Annotated in this window: 9 protein-coding genes and 1 pseudogene; 5 read left to right on the forward strand and 5 right to left on the reverse strand. The window is 72.6% G+C overall.

Going from position 1 to position 14767, the window contains the following annotated elements; genetic code table 11:
- Positions 1-7 precede the first annotated feature (7 nt).
- A pseudogene (locus O7609_RS15615) lies at positions 8-7399 on the forward strand (SDR family NAD(P)-dependent oxidoreductase); the annotation flags it as partial.
- Between the two features lie 183 nt (positions 7400-7582).
- Positions 7583-8509 carry an SDR family NAD(P)-dependent oxidoreductase gene (locus tag O7609_RS15620; protein ID WP_269736364.1) on the forward strand — a complete coding sequence of 309 codons (927 nt, stop codon included), beginning with the start codon at positions 7583-7585 and terminating at the stop codon, positions 8507-8509.
- Positions 8510-8815: 306 nt separating this feature from the next.
- Here the strand turns inward: O7609_RS15620 and O7609_RS15625 are convergent, their stop codons facing one another.
- A complete protein-coding gene (locus O7609_RS15625) occupies positions 8816-10423 on the reverse strand; it encodes an ABC transporter permease (protein WP_269736363.1) in 1608 nt (535 codons plus the stop codon).
- Positions 10420-11364 (reverse strand): ABC transporter ATP-binding protein, encoded by a 945-nt coding sequence (locus O7609_RS15630; RefSeq protein WP_269743735.1) that lies wholly within the window; start codon positions 11362-11364, stop codon positions 10420-10422. The genes O7609_RS15625 and O7609_RS15630 overlap by 4 nt, the downstream gene beginning before the upstream one ends.
- A gap of 113 nt (positions 11365-11477) precedes the next feature.
- Between O7609_RS15630 and O7609_RS15635 the strand changes: the two genes are divergently transcribed.
- Both O7609_RS15635 and O7609_RS15640 read left to right on the forward strand, forming a co-directional pair.
- Positions 11478-11978 (forward strand): GbsR/MarR family transcriptional regulator, encoded by a 501-nt coding sequence (locus O7609_RS15635; protein ID WP_269736361.1) that lies wholly within the window; start codon positions 11478-11480, stop codon positions 11976-11978.
- A gap of 203 nt (positions 11979-12181) precedes the next feature.
- Entirely contained in the window at positions 12182-12601 is a 420-nt protein-coding gene (locus tag O7609_RS15640; protein ID WP_269736360.1) for a peptidoglycan-binding domain-containing protein, read from the forward strand.
- 162 nt (positions 12602-12763) lie between these two features.
- Here O7609_RS15640 and O7609_RS15645 read toward each other — a convergent pair whose 3' ends face one another.
- Genes O7609_RS15645 through O7609_RS15655 form a run of 3 tightly spaced genes read right to left on the reverse strand, consistent with a single transcriptional unit; the run spans position 12764 to position 14147 of the window.
- Complete coding sequence (locus tag O7609_RS15645; RefSeq protein ID WP_269736359.1) at positions 12764-13018, reverse strand: AAA family ATPase; 255 nt, start codon at positions 13016-13018, stop codon at positions 12764-12766.
- Between the two features lie 50 nt (positions 13019-13068).
- Entirely contained in the window at positions 13069-13263 is a 195-nt protein-coding gene (locus O7609_RS15650; protein WP_269736358.1) for a DUF397 domain-containing protein, read from the reverse strand.
- A gap of 2 nt (positions 13264-13265) precedes the next feature.
- On the reverse strand, positions 13266-14147 hold the full coding sequence (locus tag O7609_RS15655) for a helix-turn-helix domain-containing protein (RefSeq protein WP_269736357.1): 882 nt from the start codon (positions 14145-14147) through the stop codon (positions 13266-13268).
- 194 nt (positions 14148-14341) lie between these two features.
- On the opposite strand from O7609_RS15655, the gene O7609_RS15660 reads away from it, so the two are divergent.
- Complete coding sequence (locus O7609_RS15660) at positions 14342-14758, forward strand: ATP-binding protein (protein WP_269736356.1); 417 nt, start codon at positions 14342-14344, stop codon at positions 14756-14758.
- Positions 14759-14767: the final 9 nt, after the last annotated feature.

Genomic DNA, 14767 nt, shown 5'->3' on the forward strand with positions numbered 1-14767 from the left:
ACGCGCGATGAACAACGAGCAGAAGCTTCGTGAGTACCTGAAGCGGGCGACCGCCGACCTCCGGCAGGCTCGGCGTCGGGTGAAGCAGCTTGAGGAGCAGCCCCCGGTCGCGATCGTCGGCATGGCCTGCCGTTACCCGGGCGGGGTCTCCTCGCCGGAGGAGCTCTGGCGCGTGGTGGCCGACGGAGTCGACACCATCGGCCCCTTCCCCGAGGACCGCGACTGGGACGTGGAGAGCCTCTATGACCCCGACCCGGATGCCGAGGGCCGCACGTACGTCAAGGGCGGCGGCTTCCTCGACGGCGTCGGTGACTTCGACGCCGCGTTGTTCGGGATATCCCCGCGCGAGGCGTTGGCCATGGACCCGCAGCAGCGGCTGCTGCTGGAGGCGTCCTGGGAGGCGGTGGAGCGTGCCGGCATCGCGCCCGACTCGCTGCGGGGGAGCGCGACGGGGGTGTTCACCGGAGCGCCTTCCTCCGAGTACGTCTCCCGTCTGAACAGCGTGCCGGACGGGCTGGAGGGCTACATCAGCACCGGCAACGCGGTGAGCGTGGCCTCGGGCCGCGTCGCCTACACCCTCGGCCTGGAGGGGCCTGCGGTGTCGGTCGACACGGCGTGTTCGTCGTCCCTGGTGGCCCTGCACCTGGCGATTCAGGCACTGCGCCAGGGCGAGTGCACCCTCGCCCTGGCGGGCGGCGTGACCGTCATGCCGACTCCCGCGACGTTCATCGAGTTCGGACGTCAGCGTGGTCTTGCGGAGGACGGTCGGTGCAAGGCGTTCGCGGGTGCGGCCGATGGTTTCGGTCCGGCGGAGGGTGTGGGTGTGCTGGTGGTGGAGCGGTTGTCGGACGCTCGTCGTCAGGGGCATCGGGTGCTGGCGGTGGTGCGGGGTTCGGCGGTGAACCAGGACGGTGCGTCGAACGGTCTGACGGCGCCGAACGGGCCCTCGCAGCAGCGGGTGATCCGTCAGGCTCTGGCCAACGCCGGGCTTGCCCCGGGTGATGTGGACCTGGTGGAGGCGCACGGTACGGGGACGACGTTGGGTGACCCGATCGAGGCGCAGGCGCTGCTGGCCACGTATGGGCAGGGTCGGGAGGCGGAGCGTCCGTTGTGGCTGGGGTCGGTGAAGTCGAACATCGGGCACACGCAGGCCGCGGCGGGTGTCGCGGGTGTGATCAAGATGGTGATGGCGATGCGGGCGGGGGAGCTTCCCCGGACCCTGCACGTGGACGAGCCCACCCCCCACGTCGACTGGACGACAGGCGCGGTCGAACTGCTCACGGAACAGCAGGGCTGGGATACCGGCGAGCGGCTCCGCAGGGCAGGCATCTCGTCCTTCGGCATCTCCGGCACGAACGCGCACGTGATCCTGGAGGAGGCCCCGCCCGAGGAGACGTCCGGCCCCCACACGGTTCCGGGCGACACGGGGGGACTCACGGGCTCGGCGGTCGTGCCGTGGGTGCTGTCCGCGCGTACGGGCGAGGCGTTGGCGGTGCAGGCCGCACGTCTGGCCGAGACGGACTCGGATGTGGATCCGGTCGACGTTGGCTGGAGTCTGCTGTCGTCGCGTTCGGTGTTGGAGCACCGTGCGGTGGTGTGGGGGACGAAGGCGGGTGAACTGGTCACCGGCCTCGAAGCCCTCGCTTGTGGCGGGGCGACGGCGAACCTGGCGTCCGGATCGGCGGTCTCCGGTTCGGGTGGTGTGGTGTTGGTGTTTCCGGGTCAGGGTTCGCAGTGGTTGGGGATGGGCCGGGGGCTGTTGGCGTCGTCGCCGGTGTTCGCGGATCGTCTGGCGGAGTGTGAGACGGCCCTTGCTCCGCACGTTGAGTGGTCGTTGCGTGAGGTGCTGACGGGCGGGGATGAGGGTTGGCTGGATCGGGTGGATGTGGTGCAGCCGGTGTTGTGGGCGGTGATGGTGTCGTTGGCGGCGGTGTGGGAGTCCTTGGGTGTTGAGCCTGCTGGGGTGGTGGGTCATTCGCAGGGTGAGATTGCGGCTGCGGTGGTGGCGGGTGTGTTGAGTGTGGGGGATGGGGCGCGGGTGGTGGCGTTGCGGTCGGCTGCGATCCGGGAGGAGTTGGCGGGTCGTGGGGGCATGGTGTCGTTGGCGACGGGTGTGGAGCAGGCGGCGGCGTGGGTGGAGCCGTTCGGGGGCCGGGTCTCGGTTGCGGTGCTGAATGGTCCGTCGGCGACGGTGGTTGCGGGGGAGCCGGGGGCGTTGGAGGAGATCGCGGCGATGGCGGAGGCGGCCGGGGTGCGGGCTCGTCGGGTTCCGGTGGACTACGCCTCGCACTCGGTCCACGTGGAGGACATTCGCACGCGGCTGTTGGAGGCTCTGGCCGACGTGGAGCCGCACGAGTCCCGGGTACCGGTGATTTCCACGGTGACGGGTGGGGTGTTGGACACCTCCACGATGGATGCGGCGTATTGGTACGCGAATCTGCGGGAGCCGGTGCGGTTCACCGACGCGGTCTCGCAGGCTCTGGCGTCCGGCCACCGCACCTTCGTCGAGGTCAGTGCCCATCCGGTGTTGACGATGGGCGTGCAGGCGATCGCGGAGGCGGCCGAGGTCGAGGCGACCGTCGTGGGGACGTTGCGTCGGGATGAGGACGAGTCAGCCCGGTTCATCGCGTCGGCGGCGGAGTTGTGGGTCCGGGGCGTGGACATCGACTGGACCGCCGTCTACGCGGGGCGGTCCACCCAACGGGTCGATCTGCCCACCTACCCCTTCCAACGCAGCCGCTACTGGCTTGACGGCGGCGCCTCCGCGGCGGACGTGAGCGGGGCCGGCCTTGGCGCGGCGCAGCATCCGCTGCTCGGTGCGGCGGTGAGCCTGGCGGTCGACGGGGGCGTCATGCTCACCGGGCGGCTGTCGTTGCGGACGCATGCGTGGCTCGCGGATCACAGGGTCGGCGGAACCGTGCTCTTCCCCGGCACCGGGTTCGTGGAGTTGGCCGTCCGGGCCGGGGACGAGATCGGGTACGGGCACCTCCGCGAGCTGATGCTCCAGGCGCCGCTGGTCCTGCCCGAGCAGGGTGCCGTGCAGGTACAGGTGTTCGTGGAACCGCCGGACGAGGCGGGCCGGTGTGCTGTGTCCGTGCACTCCCGTCCGGAGGCGGAGCGGGCGGAGTCGGGCGAGGTGGGCGTGTCCGGAGGCGAGTCGCCCTGGACGTGCCACGCGGAGGGGACGCTGAGCCCTGAGCCGCCACCCCCCGCGACCGCTTCCCTCCCCGGAGCGGCGAGCGCCGGGCCCAGCGAGGCGTGGCCGCCGCCGGGCGCTGAGGCGGTGGACGTCTCGGCCTTCTACGCGGCCGCCGCCGAAGCGGGGTATGGCTACGGGCCCGCCTTCCAGGGGCTTGCGGCGGTGTGGCGGGGCGAGGGCGACGGCGAGGTCTTCGCCGAGGTCGCGCTGCCCGAGGGGCAGCGGCGTGAAGCGGCCGGGTTCGGCCTGCATCCGGCCCTGCTGGACGCCGCGCTGCACGCTCACGGCTTCGCGCCGGTGGAGGACGGCGAGGCCCGGGACAGCGGTACGTTGCGGCTGCCGTTCGCCTGGACCGGGGTCACGCTCCTGGCGAGCGGTGCGGACCGGCTGCGGGTGCGGCTGCGGTCGACGGCGCCCGACGCGGTGTCCCTGGAGTTGGCGGACAGCGAGGGTGCCCCGGTCGCCGTGGTCGAGTCGCTGCGCGTACGTCCGGTGACGTCGGCGCAGCTTGCCGCCGCGCGGGCGCCGCAGGCGCAGGACGTCTACGGGGTCCGTTGGACGGGGGCGCCCTGCGACGTTGACGCGGTACGGCACGCCACCTGGGCCGTGGTCGGGGACGACCCGTTCGGGCTGGGTGCGGCCGTGCAGGGCGCGGGGCTGGCGGCGGACGCCTACCCGGACGTCGCCGGCATCCGTACGGTGCTGGAGTGGGGTGTGCCCGCGCCGCGGGTTGCCCTGGTCGCCGTGCCCGGTGAGGTGGCCGCCGACGCGTCGCGGGTGGCCCGGCGCGCGGAGGAGACGACGAGCGCGCTGCTCGGCGTCGTGCGGGAGTGGCTGGCCGACGAGGGGCTGGCCGAGTCCCGGTTGGTCGTGGTCACCCGGGGCGCGGTGGCCGTCGGGGGTGACGCGGAGGTCACGGATCTCGCGGCGGCGCCGGTGTGGGGCTTGCTGCGCTCCGCCCAGTCGGAGAACCCGGGCCGCTTCGTGCTGGTGGACCTCGATCCGGCGGAGGCACCGGGCGGCGTGGACGTCGACCTGCTGCCCGCCGCCGTCACCCTGGCGCTGGACAGCGGCGAGGGCCAGGTCGCGGTACGGGGCGGGGAGGTGCTGGTGCCTCGGCTCGTGCGGGCTGGCACCGAGGGCGCCCTCGTTCCGCCGGCCGGTGAGCCGGCCTGGCGGCTGGACGCTGCCGGTTCCGGCACGCTCGACGGCCTGGGCCTGGTCGCGGCGCCGGGGGCGACGGCTCCGCTCGCGCCGGGGGAGGTGCGCGTCGCCGTCCGGGCGGCGGGCGTCAACTTCCGGGACGTGCTGCTGAGCCTCGGCATGTACCCCGGGAAGCCCGTACTGGGCAGCGAGGGCGCGGGCGTCGTGGTCGAGGTGGGTGACGGCGTCACCGGGGTCCAGCCCGGCGACCGGGTCATGGGGCTGATGACGGAAGGCTTCGGTCCGCTCGTCGTCACCGATGCCCGCACCCTGGCCCGGATGCCGGAGGGGTGGTCGTTCGAGCGGGCGGCGTCGGTTCCCGTCGCTTTCCTGACCGCCTACTACGGGCTGAAGGATCTGGCCGGTCTGCGGGCGGGGGAGACGGTGCTCGTGCATGCGGGGGCGGGCGGTGTCGGTATGGCGGCCGTGCAGTTGGCCCGGCATTTCGGGGCGCGGGTGTTGGCGACGGCGAGTCCGGGGAAGTGGGGTGCGCTGCGTGAGCTGGGGCTCTGCGAGGACGAGATCGCGTCCTCGCGTGATCTGGACTTCCGGGAGAAGTTCCTCGCGGTGACGGACGGGGCCGGAGTGGACGTGGTCCTGAACTCCCTGGCCGGTGAGTACGTGGATGCCTCCCTCGAACTCCTCCCGCGCGGCGGCCGGTTCATCGAAATGGGGAAGACCGACATCCGAGACGCCGAGCAGACGGCCGAAGAGCGTCCGGGCGTCGCCTACACCGCTTTCGAACTGAGCGAGGCGGGCGCGGACCGGATACAGGAGACGCTGCGTACGGTGCTCTCCCTGTTCGGGGAGGGGGTGGTGGAGCCTTTGCCGGTGCGGTCGTGGGATGTGCGGCGTGCGCCGGAGGCGTTCCGGTACGTGAGCCAGGCCAGGCATGTGGGCAAGGTGGTGTTGACCGTTCCCGGTTCGCTCGACCCGGACGGGACGGTGTTGGTCACCGGTGGGACGGGCACGTTGGGGTCGTTGTTGGCGCGGCATCTGGTGGTCGGGCACGGGGTGCGGCATCTGGTGCTGACGAGTCGCAGTGGTGATCAGGCTCCGTGGGCTGGCGAGTTGGTGGCGGAGTTGTCCGGGTTGGGGGCCGCTGTCGAGGTGGTGGCGTGTGACGTGGCGGACCGGGAGGCGTTGGCGGGTGTGCTGGAGGCTGTTCCGGCCGAGCGTCCGTTGACCGGTGTGGTCCACGCGGCCGGCGTGCTGTCCGACGGTGTCGTCACGTCACTGACCTCCGAGCAGGTGGCGCGGGTGTGGCGGCCGAAGGTGGACGCGGCGGTCAACCTGCACGAGCTCACCCGCGACGCCGACCTGGCCCTCTTCGCCCTCTACTCCTCCGCCTCCGGGGTGTTCGGTGGTCCCGGGCAGGCCAACTACGCCGCGGCGAACGTGTTCCTGGACGCCCTGGCCCACCACCGCCGGGCGCAGGGCCTGGCGGCGACGTCCGTGGCCTGGGGCTACTGGGAGCAGGCCAGCGCCATGACGGGAAACCTGGGACAGCAGGAACAGAGCCGCATGGCGCAGGGCGGGCTGCTGCCGCTCTCCACGCCGCGCGGGCTCGCCGTGTTCGACGCGGCGGTGGGCTCGGCGGCGGCCACGGCCGTCGGCGCCGCCCTGGACCTGGGCGGACTGCGCGGGCGCGGCGGGCACCAGGTGCCGCCGTTCCTGAGCGAGCTGGCGGCGGCGCCCCGGCGGCGTCGCGGCGTCGCGGCCACCGGGGGCGTGGCGGAGTCGCCGACCGGGCTGGCGGGACGGCTCACCGGGCTCGACGAGGCCGGGCGGGCCGAGGTTCTGCGGGACCTCGTGCGGGACCACGTCGCCGCGGTACTCGGTCACGCGGAGCCGACGTCGCTCGACCCGGGGAAGGAGTTCGTCTCGCTCGGCTTCGACTCCCTGACGGCCGTGGAGCTGCGCAACCGGCTGAACGCCGCCACCGGGCTCGACCTGCCCGCCACGCTCATCTTCGACCACCCGACGCCCTCCGCACTGGCCGAGCACCTGGCCCGCCGCCTGGCCGACGTCGGCGGCCCGAAGCCCGGCCCCGGCATGACGTCCGGCCCCGGCATGAAGCCCGGCTCCGGTACGACGTCCGGCGTCGAGGTGTCGCCGGAGGCAGCCCCGCAGGCACCCGGGCAGGAAGCCGGGGAGGGGCAGCCGCAACACCGTTCCGGCCGCCCGGCGCAGCGCACCGAACCGGAGTCGCTGAGCGGGCTGTTCGTGCAGGCGTGCCGGGAGGGCCGCTTCCCGGAGATCGGGCCGGTGCTGCGGACCGCGGCGGAGTTCCGTCCGTCGTTCTCCGGACCGTCCGAGCCGGGCGCTCTGCCGCGATTCGCCCGGCTGGCCCGCGGTTCACGGTTGCCCCAACTGGTCTGTTACCCGACGTTCGCCTGGAAGCCGAGCGTCTACCAGTACCTGCCGTTCGCGTCGGCGCTCGCCGAGTCCCGAACGGTGTCCGCGGCCTCGCTGCCGGGCTTCATGACGGGCGAGGCGTTGCCGGCCGACCTGGACGCGCTGGTGCGGGTGCAGGCCGAGGCGCTGCGGCGGAACGTGGCGGCCGACGAGCCGGTCGTGCTCGTCGGCTACTCCAGCGGCGGGCTGATCGCCGCGGCCGTGGCGCGCCACCTGGAGCTGACGGGAAGGGGCGCGGCCGGGCTCGTCATGATCGACACCCATTGGTGGGACTCGTCCGGGGGCTTCGGCCTGGACGACTGGGCCGCCACCGTCCTCGCCGGGTTGCTGGAGCGCATCGGCGAGGACGAGCACGACGGCGAGAGCTGGGGTGACGCCTGGGTGACGGCGCGGGCCCGCTATCTGGCCATGGACTTCGCGCAGGAGCCGGTGGCGGCGCCGACCCTGCTCGTCCGGGCCTCGGACCCGCTGACCCGGGACGGCGAGGGTGGCGAGCGCCGCGCTCACTGGCCGTTCCCCCACACCGCCGTCGACGTACCCGGCGACCACTTCACGCTGATGGAGGCCGGGCACGCGGCCGGCACCGCGCAGGCCGTGGACGGGTGGCTGCGCAGGCAGTTCTGCTGAGCCCCGGCGCGGCGGGCGGCGTCCGCCCGCCGCGCCGGCCACCACGACCGCGGCCACCTCCACCACCATGACCACATGCCACGACCACGAGCGCAACCACCACACCACGACCGACGACACACACGAGGAGCGACGGTGTTCGAACTCGAGGGGCGCACCGCCTTCATCACCGGTGGCGCCCAGGGCATCGGACTGGGCATCGCCAGGGCCTTCGCCAAGGAGGGCGCCCGGCTCGCCCTCGCCGACCTCGACGAGGGGGCGCTGAGCGCCGCGGGCGCGGAGCTCGCCTCGCTCACCCGGGTGGAGACGTTCCGTCTGGACGTCACCGACCGGGCCGCCTACGCCAGGGTGGCCGACGAGGCGGAGGAGAGGCTCGGTCCGGTATCGGTCCTGTGCAACAACGCCGGGGTCGGCGGCAGTTACCCCGTCGAGGCGATGACCTACGAGCTGTGGGACCTGTACGTCGGCACCAACCTCGGCGGTGTCGTCAACGGCGTGCAGACGTTCCTGCCCCGGATGATCGCCCGAGGCGAGCCCGCGTCCGTGGTGAACACCGCGTCGGCCGCCGGTCTGGCGCCCACGGGCGGGCAGGCGGGCTACATGTACGAGGGGACGAAGGCGGGCGTGATCGGGCTGTCGGAGGCGCTGTCGAAGCAGCTCGGGCACGAGGGCCACCCGATCGGGGTGACGGTGCTGTGCCCGGGGCCGGTCGCCTCCGACATGGTCGCGACGGGGCGCGCGGCCCGGGAGCGGCTGACCGGCGAGGTCCGGCTCACCCCCGAGCAGGAAGAGGTCCGGGACGGGCTGCTGGCCGAACAGGAGGCGTACCTGAAGTACCTGGGGCTCTCCCCGGACGCGGTCGGGCAGATGCTCGTGGACGGCGTCAGGGCGGGACGGCTGCACGTCATCACCGACCGCAGCATGGCCGAGCCGCTGGCCACCCGGGCCAAGACCCTGTTCACCTCGCTGCCCCCGGAGACCGAGCACGACCGGCGCCTGGCCCGGCACATCGCCGCCCAGATCCGCGAGTTCGCCAGGTCCGGGGGCGACCCGAGGCACTGAGCGCGCCGTGGGCACGGGCCGCGCGTGCCGCCGGCCTCCGCGCGGGGCGCCGTACCCCTGCCACGAGGTCCGGCGCGGCAGCCCGGTGACGCGCCGGGGACGGCTTCCTGGGGCTGGTGGACGCCTCGGTCGACACGTGGGGAGGCGGTCGGCCCGCCGGGCGCGATGCCGCGGTGGCCCAACCCTCCCGCCGCCCGGCCCGCACCCGGTACGGGGCCCACACCGCAGAGCGCGCTGCTGACCGCCCCGCCGAACCTCCCTCCTCCCCTCCGCCGCCCCTCCGCGGTGACGGCCGGCCCCGGTGCCCTACGCGATGTCGCGGCGCCGGAATCCGCCGAGCCCCGCGGCGACGAGGGCCGAGGCGAGGAGGGTCAGCAGGAGCAGGGGCGCGGCCTGGAGGTCCGCCGAGGGGAGGCCGGGGACGTGGGTGAAGGGTGAGAGGTTCAGGACGCTCTGGTCGAGCTGGAGCAACTCCCCGAACTGGCCGATCACCAGGGCGACGGCGAGGACGGCCCAGCTCAGCGCGGCCCAGCGGGGGGCCAGCCCGAACAGCAGGGCGCACAGGCCGACGAGCGTCCACACGGCCGGCACCTGGGCGAGCGCGGCGCCGAGGACGCGGGGCAGCTCGCCGCCGAGGTCGCCGCTGTTGAGGCCGTGGGCCAGCCCGGCGGCGAGGCCCGCGGACGTCAGCATGACGACGGAGCCGAGCGCCGCGACGGTCAGGTGGCTGGCCGCCCAGCGGACGCGGTCGACGGCGGTGGTGAGGATGGGGTCCGCGCGGTGCGTCGACTCCTCGCCGGAGAGCCGGAGGGAGGACTGCACCGCGTAGGCGCCGACGACGACGCCGATGAGCGAGGTGATCGTCGCGAGGAAGACGTCGACGATGTCGCCGCCGCCCCCGAGGTCGCGCAGCAGTTCGTCGATGTCCGGGTTGTCCGCGGCGACGTCGACCATACCGTCGGCCACGCCGCCGAACGCGGCGCCGACGACGGCGAAGCCGAGGGCCCAGCCGAGCAGGGAGCCCTTCTGCAGCCGCCAGGCGAGGGCGAAGGGGCCGCGCAGGGCGGGGGCCGCCTCGGCGGGGCCGAGCTTGGGGGGCAGGACGCCGCCGCCGATGTCACGGCGGTCGACGAGGACGCCGACGGCCGCCACCAGCCCCGCGACGGAGACGACGAACAGCAGCCCGACGGACCAGCTCTCGTCGGCGTAGGGGCGCATCAGCTCGGCCCAGCCGATGGGGGAGAGCCAGGTCAGCCACTCCAGGCCGCCGTCGGAACCGCTGGCCGCGTCACCGGTGGCCCGTAGGAGGTAGGCCAGCCCGAGCACGGCGGAGGCCAGTCCGGTCGCCGCCCGGGTGTGGTCGGTGAGCTGGGCGGTGATGCCCGCGACGGCGCCGAAGAAGATGCCGACGCCGGCGCAGCCGATGGCGTAGGCCCAGGAGCCCTCGGCGGGCAGCCCGGTGCTCTGGAGCCCGAGGGCCGTGAGGACGGCGACGACGAGGTTCACCCCGGTGACGAGCAGCAGCGCGCTGGCGAGCCAGGCCTTGCGGCCGAGGACCGCCGAACCGGCCAGCTCCGCGCGGCCGCTCTCCTCCTCCGCGCGGGTGTGGCGCACGACGAGCAGGATGCTCATGAGGCCGATGAGCGTGGCCATGAAGGCGACGAGCTGGTAGGCGTTGATGCCGCCCGCCGTATTCAGGTCGAAGGCCCGGCCGCCCAGGGCCAGCATCGCCGGGTTGGTCGCCACCGTCTCGGCCAGCCGGGCCCGGTCCTCGGCGGTCGCGTACAGCTCGTTGTTGCTGTTCGCGGAGGCGGTGGTGAACAGGACGATGCCCGCGACCCAGGCGGTGGCCCGGACGCGGTCGAGTCGGAGGGCGAGGCGCAGCAGCGTGCCGGTGCCGGTGTAGTCCTTCACCGCAGCGCCTCCGCGTCCGCGCCCTCGGCGGCCGGGCCCTCGTCGTCCCCGGCGGTGGTGTAGTGCCGCATGAACAGGTCCTCGAGCGTGGGCGGGTTGCTGACGAGGCTGCGCAGGCCCAGCGTCGTCAGGTGCTGGACAGCCGTGTTGAGGTCGTCGGAGTCGACGTCGAAGGTGACCTTGCGGCCGTCCTCGCCCTCGACGCGCACCTCGTGGACGCCCGGCAGCCTGGACAGGTCGCCCACGGGCTCGGCGAGTTCGGCGTGGACGGATGTGCGGGTCAGATGCCGCAGGTCCGCCAGCGTGCCCGACTCGACCGTCCGCCCGCCGCGGATGATGCTGACCCGGTCGCACAGCCGCTCGACCTCGGACAGGATGTGGCTGGAGAGCAGGACGGTGCGGCCTCGTCGGCGCTCCTCCTCCACGCAGTCCTGGAACACGGACTCCATCAACGGGTCCAGGCCCGAGGTGGGTTCGTCGAGGATGAGCAGCTCCACGTCGGAGGCGAGGGCCGCCACCAGGGCGACCTTCTGCCGGTTGCCCTTGGAGTAGGCGCGGCCCTTCTTCCGCGGGTCGAGCCCGAAGCGTTCGATCAGCTGGTCCCGGCGCTGTTTGGCCGCACCGCCGCGCAACCGCCCGAGCAGGTCGATGACCTCGCCGCCGGAGAGGGTGGGCCACAGCGTCACGTCACCGGGCACGTAGGCGAGTCGGCGGTGCAGCTCGACCGCGTCCCGCCAGGGGTCGCCGCCCAGCAGCGACGCCCTGCCGCCGTCGGGTCGCAGCAGCCCGAGCAGGACGCGGATCGCCGTCGTCTTGCCCGCACCGTTGGGGCCGAGGAACCCGTGCACCTCGCCGGCCTCGACCGTGAGGTCCAACCCGTCGAGTGCTCGGGTGGGCCCGAATGTCTTGACCAGTGAGGAGATGGAGATTGGCGTCGTCATGCTTTGAGATTAAGCGAATATTTTGAAATTTGCGAGAACTGGAAGAGTGCTGAGTGGCCGGTTAATGTGGGCTATCAGGAGGTGTGTCCGTGTCAACAGGCAGAACAGAATCAGTGCGGGAAACGTCCGCTTCCGCCGCGGAGCAGGCGGCCTCGGGGGAGGCCAGGGTCGTCGAGCGGCTGGCCGGCAGGTTCACCGAAACGGGTCTGCCCAGGATGACGGCGCGCGTGTTCGCCGCACTCATCGTCTCCCCGAACGGCGCGCTCACCGCGGCCGACATCGGCCAGTTCCTCTCCATCAGCTCGGGCACCGTCTCCACGGCGGTCCAGAGCCTCGTGCGCATCGGGCTGATCACCCGCGAGAACGTCCCCGGCTCCCGGCGCGACCTCTACCGGGTGCGGGAGGACCCGTGGCCCGACGTCTTCGCCATCCGCAGCCGCTGGCTGGGGGAGTTCGCCAAGGGCTCGATGGAGGACATCGAGATGCTGGAGGAGTCCAACTCCGGAGCGAAGCAACGCCTCACCGACATGCGGGAGTTCGGCCTGTTCGTGATGCCCAAGCTCGAACAGATCGTCACCGACTGGCGCACCCACCGCCCGACGGGAGAGGCCTGACGGTCCGGCCGCTGCCGGGACGTCCCGCCAGGCCGTCCCGAGGCGCGGCGTCCTCGCAGCTCAGCGCACGGGACGTCCCACGCGTGCGTCACTTCTCCGGTGATCGTTGCGGCCGTCGGCCCCGGGCCCGCAGCCTGGTTCCGGACCTGTCCGAGCAGCCGGAGCCCCTCGGCACGGCTGCTCCCCGACCGACCAGGAGAACCATGAAGCTCCGCGCCAAGACCGCGTCCGTCCTCGGGGCGGCGGCGGTCGCCACCGCCTCCCTCGTCGTCGTGCCCGCCGGCACCGCGCACGCCGCCTACCCGACGTGCAACAGCACCAAGAACCTCGACACGAGCTACGGAAACGTCCGCCAGCCGTACTACACCGGCAACGGCTCCCGGAACTGCGTCCTGAGCCTCGGGGACGACTCCATCGCCGTCACGCGCCTCCAGATCGTCCTGAGGGAGTGCTACGGCCGCAACATCACGGCCGACAGCCAGTACGGCCAGAACACCCGCGACGCCGTGCGGTACGTCCAGAACTACGAAGGCCTGCCCGCCGACGGCGTCTACGGCCCGCTGACCCGCAAGGCCATGAAGTGGAAGACGAGCAACGGCCTCTGCGTCCGCCTCGGCATCTGACACCCCCGCAGTGCCCCGCCGCCCGGCTCTGGCGCCCCCGCAGCGGTGAACGCAGAGCCCGGCGGTGGCAGGGGAACGAGCCGCGCGCCTGAAGGCCGACCGAGCGGGCAAGCCGGCTGGACGCTGTGAGCGCACGACGTGCCCCACCGTCCGGGCGGGTCGCTACGCGGACTCGGACGCATCATCCGCGTCAGCCGGTAGGCCGTGGTCCTTCGGGCAGTTCATGCGCAGCAGTCGGGCCGTGGTCCGGGAGGGTGACTCGTCCAGGGTGTAGAGCGTCCGTGTTGCGATCTGCCCGGCGTCCGGGTCGACGAACGGCCGGTGCGTCTTCGCCGCGACTTCCCGGCCGATGGTGGTCTTCCCGGTGCCGGCCGGACCGATGAGCACCATCCACGGTGCCTCGAGTTGTCGCCTCACACAGCAGTCACTTCGGGCTCGGAGAGGGCGGGTGAGCCCTTGCCCGCCCCTCAGGCCGCGCCCGGGTGCCGCGTCAGGGCGACGAAAGCCGCCCAGGCTTCGGGTGAGAGGTGGAGGGCGGGCCCGTCGACCGCCTTGGAGTCGCGGACGGCCACGACCGCCGGTACGTTGACGGCCACTTCGACACACTGCGAGTCCGGCTGCCCGCCGCTGTAGCTGGACTTGCGGAACTCGAACTGGGCCACGGCTACATCTCCTTACGGATGCTGTCGATCAGCCGGATGGAGTCGCGCTGTGCCAGGCCGAGCCGGGCGATGCGATCGAAGACCGCACTGTGGTGCTCGGCGTCAGCCTCGCTCTCCAGCCAGAGCTTCACTGCGAGTGTATCCGTGCGTACGACGTCCAGCGCTGCCGGTTCCGCGAAGGAGAGCAGGGTGAAGGCGCTGGTCATGCCGGGATGTGCGCCTGCCTGGTAGGGCAGCACCTGAAGGCGGATGTGGGGGAGTTCGGCGGTCTCGAGGAGGTGAGCCAGCTGTGAGCGCATGACCCCCGTGCCGCCGACGCGCTGACGCAGGACGGCCTCGTGCACGATGGCCCAAAGCTGGAGGGGCTGATCGCCACGAAGGCGTGCCTGTCGTGTCATCCGGGCCTCCACGAAAGGCTCGACTTCCTCGATGTCCTCCCAGTCGTGGTTGCCGACGGCCAGTGCCCTGGCGTAGTCGGGGGTCTGGAGGAGGCCGGGCACGAAGGCCAGCTCCCAGCTCCGGACCTGCGTCGCCATCTCCTCAAGGGCGAAGTACTCGGCCATGGCGGCGAGCTGCGGGTACTGATCCCACCATCCCTTGGCCTTGCGGCGGTCCCGGTCTGCTTTGGCCAGGCGCAGCAGCCGCTCTACGACCGCTTCGTCCTGCACGTCGTAGAGGTGGCACAGCGCCCTCACGTCAGGGTCGCGCACCGGGACCAACCCGCGCTCCAGCTTGGCCACTTTGGCGATCGAGCTGGTCAGGGCTTCAGCGGCCTGCGGCTGGCGTAGGCCGCATGCTTCACGCATGCGCAGGAGTTCGCCGCCGAGTCTGCGCCCGAGCACGGTTGAGACGGTGGCACCGCGATTCTCTCTCCTGCCAGGCATGAGTCTCTTCCTACCTGGGCTTTCCAGCTGCGCACAAGCCAACCAGACTTTCTGGAACACCAGTTCAGGAAATATTTCTGCGTGAAGATGTTGCTGCGAATGTCCCCGTGTGGCTACTTTGGGTGCGCAGTCGGACACGTCGCGGCGTCAGGGCGGGCGGCGGTCTCTGCCTGAATCCCGGAGGTGGATTGCGCATGCGAGAGCCAGGCGTCGTGCCCGTTGAAGTCCTTCAGGAAGACCGGCTGGACTACACGCCGTGCGCGGGGAGCGTGCGGCTCGCGCGGCGGCGTGCCGCGCGGCTGGCGGAGGAGTGGGGGTACCCCGCCGTCGCGGGGGACGCGGCGGTCGTCGTCAGCGAACTGGCGGGCAACGCCCTGCTGCACGGCTGCGTGCCCGGGCGGTACTTCCGGGTCCGGCTGGTGCTGACGTCGGCGGTGCTACGCGTCGAGGTGAGCGATCCGCGCGGGGAGCGTCGGCCGACGCGGCGGGCCGCGGCCGATGACGAGATGTTCGGCCGCGGCCTGCTGATCGTGGCCCACCTGGCCACACGCTGGGGCGTTGCCCCGCGCACGGTGGGCAAGACAGTGTGGGCCGAACTCGCCCTGCGGTGAGGTGCGGTG

This window comes from Streptomyces sp. WMMC1477, from assembly GCF_027460245.1.
Classification (GTDB): Bacteria; Actinomycetota; Actinomycetes; order Streptomycetales; family Streptomycetaceae; genus Streptomyces.

Bases quoted from the DNA above. Each gene is read 5' to 3' on its own strand.
- O7609_RS15660 (WP_269736356.1), top strand. From the start codon at position 14,342: ATGCGAGAGCCAGGCGTCGTGCCCGTTGAAGTCCTTCAGGAAGACCGG.
- O7609_RS15630 (WP_269743735.1), bottom strand. From the start codon at position 11,364: ATGACGACGCCAATCTCCATCTCCTCACTGGTCAAGACATTCGGGCCC.
- O7609_RS15640 (WP_269736360.1), top strand. From the start codon at position 12,182: ATGAAGCTCCGCGCCAAGACCGCGTCCGTCCTCGGGGCGGCGGCGGTC.
- O7609_RS15655 (WP_269736357.1), bottom strand. From the start codon at position 14,147: ATGCCTGGCAGGAGAGAGAATCGCGGTGCCACCGTCTCAACCGTGCTC.